Source organism: Arhodomonas sp. KWT (genome assembly GCF_010993615.1).
The window spans coordinates 1-5,611 of the sequence record NZ_WNXE01000155.1; the positions used below are offsets into that span (position 1 = coordinate 1).

Genomic DNA, 5,611 nt, shown 5'->3' on the forward strand with positions numbered 1-5,611 from the left:
CCATGTGATTACGCGGGCGGGCACCCGTCCGCGACGATATCGGCCGCCGGGCGCAGCCGACATCGTAGCCCCGGGGGTGCACGGCTGGCCCATTGCCGCCGCCGCGGCCCGGAACGCCGGTGCCCGCGTGGTGTTGCGGCCGGTGGGCCCCGGCCACGGTGCCGATCCCGTCTCGCGCCGCGCCGTGTCCCTCGTGACGCGATCCCCCGGCAGGCCGGGCGGCGCGGGCCGTCGTGTCCGTCCCGCGAGGCCGGCCGATTGTGAATTTTCGTGAACCCTTACCGCCGCGGCCCGGTTTGCGTTTCATGGGTGCCGGCAAGCGTGGATAATTCCCCCGCTGGGGCAGTCCAAGGATCACGATGACCAGTTCTCTTCCGCTGCGGCTGGTGCTGGCGGGTGCGGGAATCGCCGTGCTCGCCGCGTGCACCCCGAACACCGACATGCCCGCGCGCGATGCCGCGCCGGTGCCGGAACGCTTCTCCGCGAGCGGGGACGGTGCACTGCCGTCGCGCTGGTGGCGGCACTTCGACGATCCGGCCCTGGCGGCGCTGGAGCGCGAGGCCCTGGCGGGCAGCTTCTCGCTCGCCGGCGCGCGGGCGCGGCTGCGCCGGGCGCGGGCGCTGGCCCGGCTGGAGGGGGCCGCCCAGCGCCCGCAGCTGCAGGCCAGCAGCGGGGCGAGCACCCAGCGCAGCGACGGCCAGAGCAGCGAGCGCTACACCGGCTCGCTGACCGCCAGCTTCGAGGTCGACCTATGGGGACGGCTGGCCTCCCAGGCGCGCGCCGCCGGGCTCGAGGCGCAGGCGAGCCGTTTCGACCTGCGGGCCGCAGCGATGACGCTGAGCGCGGAGGTCGCGCGCACCTATTACCAGCTCCTGAGCCAGCGCGAGACCATCGAGCTGCTGCGCCGCCAGCGTGACCTCAACGCGCGTATCGCCGATCTCATCGAGGTGCGCTTCCGCAACGGCCAGGTCACGGCCGATGAGCTGCTGCGCCAGCGCCAGCTCACCGAGCAGACCGGCACCACCCTGGAGCAGGCCCTGGGTGAGCGCGACCGGCTGCGCGCGGACCTGGCCGCGCTGCTCGGCCGCCCGCCGCAGGCGCTGGCGCTGCCGGAGGACGCGCCGGAGCGCGTAGCGGTGCCGTCGCTGCCGGACGTGGGCGTGCCCTCGGCATGGCTGCGCCGCCGCCCGGACCTGCGCGCCGCGTTCCTGCGGGTGCGCTCGGCGGACGCCACGGTGGCCGCCTCCATCGCCGAGCGCTACCCGAGCCTGGATCTCTCCGCCTCGCTGACCAGCACCGCCGTGTCCGCCGCCCGCGCGTTCGAGGACTGGGTGCGCGAGCTCGCCGCCTCGCTGACCCTGCCGCTCTACCAGGGCGGGGCGATCAGCGCGCGCATCGAGCGCGACCGTGCGGCACGGGCGGTGGCGTTCAACGATTACGCCCAGACCGTGGTGGAGGCGGTCGCCGAGGTGGAGCAGGCACTGTCCGCCGCGCGGGCCGACCGCCGGGTCCTGGACGGGCTCCAGCGCCAGCGCGACATCGCGGAGCGGGTGCTGACACAGCTGCGCTCGCGCTACTTCAACGGCGCCGCGGATTACCTCGACGTGCTGGATGCCCAGAGCCGCCTGCAGGATATCGAACGCCAGCTCGTCGACGCCCGCTGGGCGCTGGTGCTGGACCGCATCGCGCTGATCCGCGCCGTCGCCGGCGGCGCCTTCGGCGAGCCGACGGATGAGGGGGACGAACAGACGTGACGGGGACGAATACCACGGACACGCCGCCGCGCCGCGGTGGCGTGCGGGCCGTCGTGCACACCGTGCTGACGCTGCTGGTGCTCGCCGCCGGCGGTGCCGCGGCCTACCGGCTGATGACCACGGACGAGCCGGTGGGCCGTCAGCAGCGGCCCGAGCCCGCGGCGCGGCTGGTGGAGGTGGCGACGGTGAGCCCGGCGGACCACCGGATCACGGTCACCGCCCACGGCGATGTCCAGCCGTCCCGACGCCTGGTACTGCGCCCGCGGGTGGGCGGCCGGGTGACCTCGCTGGCTGAGGGCTTCGATCCCGGTGGACGCCTGAACGCCGGGGACACGGCGCTCACCCTGGACGACGAGGACTACCGCCTCGCCCTCCAGCGGGCCCGGGCCGCGCTCACCCGGGCCCGCTCGGACCTCGCCCTGGAGCAGGGCCAGCAGGCGGTGGCAAGGCAGGAGTACGAGATCCTCGGCGATGAGTCGCCGGCGCCGGAGGAGAAGTCCCTGATGCTGCGCGAGCCGCAGCTCGACAGTGCCCGCGCCGCGGTGGCCTCGGCCCGCAGCGACGTGGACGCCGCGCAGCGCGACCTGGACCACACCACGGTGACGGTCCCCTTCGACGCGGTGGTGCTCTCCCGGGACGTGGCGCCGGGTGCGGAGGTGACCACCAGCACCCAGCTTGGCGAGCTGGCCGGCACCGAGCGCTGGTGGGTGGAGCTCACCGTGCCGGTGCGCGCGCTGCGCTGGATCGATGCGCCGGACGGGCAGGGCGGTGACGGGTCCGCCGTGCGCCTGCACTACGACGCCGCCTGGGCGCCCGGCGAGTACCGCCAGGGCCGGGTCATCCGCGTGCTCGACTCGCTGGAGGAGGACGGCCGACTGGCCCGGGTGCTGGTGGCGGTGGACGACCCGCTGGCGCTGGAGCGCGAGGGCGATCCGCCGCGGCTGCTGATCGGTGCGTTCGTGCGCGGCGAGATCCTGGGCCGGGTGCTGGAGGACGCCTACGAGGTCCGCGCGGCCTGGCTCCACGGCGGTGATACGCTGTGGCTGATGAGCGCCGACGGCGAGCTGGTTTTCCGCGAGGTGACGGTCGCCTACCGCGACGGCGACCGGGTGTTCGTCTCCGGCGGCCTTGAGCCGGGGGACCGGGTGGTCACCTCCGGCATCGCCACCCCTGCCGAGGGCATGCCCCTGCGCGCCGCGGAGGCGGAGAGCGGCGATGGCGGGTGAGCGCGGCGACGGCGTGATCGGCTGGTTCGTCCGCCACCGGGTGGCGCCGAACCTGCTGATGCTGGTCTTCCTGCTGGGCGGGCTGTACATGACCACCCGCATCACCCAGGAGGTCTTCCCGGACTTCCAGCGCGACGTCCTCGTGGTCAGCGTCTCCTACCCGGGGGCGACGCCGGAGCAGATCGAGTCCGGCGTGGTCCTGCCGGTGGAGGAGGCGGTGCAGGGCCTCGAGGGCGTGGAGAAGGTCACCGCCACGGCCCGCACCGGCAGCGGGCAGGTGAGCATCGAGCTCATCGAGGGCTACAACCTCCAGCGTGCCTACCAGGATGTCACCCGGGCGGTGGATGATATCGACACCTTCCCGGACCAGGCGGAGGACCCGGAGATCTCCTTCAGCGGCTGGCGCCGGGACGTGCTGGACATCCTCGTCTACGGCGACGTGCCCGAGCACAGCCTGCGCGCCGCCGCCGAGCGGGTGCGCGACCGTCTCCGCCTGGCGGACGGTGTCACCCAGGCCGCGCTGGACGACGTCCGCGACTACGAGATCCACATCGACATCAGCGAGGAGGAGCTACGCGCCTACGGCCTCACCCTCCAGGACGTGGCCTCGGCGGTGGCGGAGAACGCCCGGGACCGCTCCGCCGGCCGGGTGGAGACCGCCGGCGGCGACATCCTCCTCAAGGTCGGCGAGCGCCTGACGCGCGCGGAGGGGTTCCGCGACGTCGTCCTCCGGGCGACCCCGGGCGGGGGCGTGGTGCGCCTCTCCGACGTGGCCGACGTGAGCGAGGCCTTCGCCACCGCGGACGACGACATCGGCAGCTACAACGGCAAGCCCGCGGTGGGCGTGGAGGTCTTCCGGGTCGGCCGGGAGACGCCCATCGGCGTGTCCGATGCGGTCACCGCCGTGCTGCCGGAGATCCGGGCCTCGCTGCCGCCGCAGATCGACGTCGCCATCCAGAGCGACGCCTCGAACGTCTACCGCCAGCGCGTGGAGCTGCTGCTCAAGAACGCCTTCCTCGGCCTGCTGCTGGTGCTCGCAGTGCTGAGCGCCTTCCTGGAGCTGCGGCTGGCGTTCTGGGTGACCGTGGGTATCCCCACCGCCTTCCTCGGGGCGTTCCTGTTCCTGCCGTGGTTCGGCGTGTCCATTAACATGATCTCGCTGTTCGCGTTCATCATCGCGCTGGGCATCGTGGTGGACGACGCCATCGTCGCCGGCGAGAACATCTACGAGTACCGACAACGCGGCCTCGGCCTGCTGCCCTCCGCGGTGCAGGGCGCGCGGGACATCGCCGTGCCCATCGCGATCAGCGTGCTCACCAATATCGTGGCGTTCCTGCCGCTGGCCTTCATCCCGGGCACCTTCGGCCAGATCTGGGCGGTGATACCGGCGGTGGTGGGCACGGTCTTCGCGATCTCGCTGGTGGAGGCGCTGGTGATCCTGCCGGCCCACCTCGGGCACACCCGCAGCGGGGCGAGCACCGGCGCCGGGGCGAGCGTGCACCGGCTCCAGCAGCGTTTCAGCGCGGCGTTCAGCCGCTTCATCGACCGGGGCTACGGCGGCGCGCTGGCGCTGGCCGTGCGCTGGCGCTACGTCACCCTGGGCCTGGCGACGGCGCTGCTCGCGGTGACCCTCGCCTACGCGATGAGCGGGCGGATGGGCTTCATCCTCATGCCCCGGGTGGAATCGGACACCGCCGAGGTCACCGCGGTGCTGCCCCAGGGGGCGCCGGCGGCGGCCCTGCGCCGGGTGCGCGACGTTCTCGTGGACGCCGCCGGCGACGTGGTCGAGGGCAACGGCGGCGATGCCCTCAGCGACGGCATTTACGCCGCCATCGAGGGCAACGAGGTGGAGGTGCGGGTGTACATGACCCCGCCGGACCGGCGGCCGATGAGCACCGGTGCGTTCGTGCAGCGCTGGCGCGAGGCCGCCGGCGCGATACCGGGGGTGGAGTCCACCAGCTTCGATGCCGACCGTGGCGGCCCGGGCGGCGGCGCGGCGGTGACCGTGCAGCTGAGCCACGGCGACATCGACACCCTCAACCACGCCGCGGCGACGCTGGCCGAGCGCCTCGGCGAGCTCGCCTACGTCCGTGACGTCGACGACGGCTACCAGCTCGGCAGCCCGGAGTGGAACATCCGCCTGACCGAGAGCGGCCGGGCGCTGGGCTTCACCGTTGACGATATCTCCCGGCAGCTGCGCAACGGCTTCTACGGCGCCGAGGCGGTGAAGCTGCTGCGCGGGGGCAACGAGGTCACCGTGCGGGTGCAGCTGCCCCCGGCACGGGCGGACACGGAGACGTCGGTGTCCTCGTTCATGCTGCGCACCGCGGCGGGGCGCTACGTGCCCCTTGAGTCGGTGGCGGAGGTGACACGGTCGCGGGCGGTGACCAGCATCCAGCGCGAGAACGGCCGCCGGGCAATGCCGGTGACCGCGGACGTGGTGCCCATCGAGCAGACCAACCGGGTCCTGCGCGAGCTCCGCGAGCGGATGCTGCCGCGGCTGGTGGCGGATTTCCCGGGGCTGTCCTACGAGTTCGGCGGGCGCCAGGAGAGCATGCGTGACGCCATCCAGAGCTTCTTCCAGACCGTGACCATCGCGCTGCTCGGGATCTTCGCGCTGCTCGCGCTGCC

Annotated in this window: 3 protein-coding genes; all 3 read left to right on the top strand. The window is 73.4% G+C overall.

The window, feature by feature from the left end; translation table 11 throughout:
• Positions 1 to 359 precede the first annotated feature (359 nt).
• Complete coding sequence (locus G7A99_RS15500) at positions 360 to 1,754, top strand: TolC family protein (protein WP_163141749.1); 1,395 nt, start codon at positions 360 to 362, stop codon at positions 1,752 to 1,754.
• A complete protein-coding gene (locus G7A99_RS15505; RefSeq protein WP_163141752.1) occupies positions 1,751 to 2,980 on the top strand; it encodes an efflux RND transporter periplasmic adaptor subunit in 1,230 nt (409 codons plus the stop codon). The genes G7A99_RS15500 and G7A99_RS15505 overlap by 4 nt, the downstream gene beginning before the upstream one ends.
• Positions 2,970 to 5,611 (top strand): efflux RND transporter permease subunit (locus G7A99_RS15510; protein ID WP_163141755.1); only part of this gene is annotated, 2,642 nt, incomplete at its 3' end. The genes G7A99_RS15505 and G7A99_RS15510, both read left to right, overlap by 11 nt.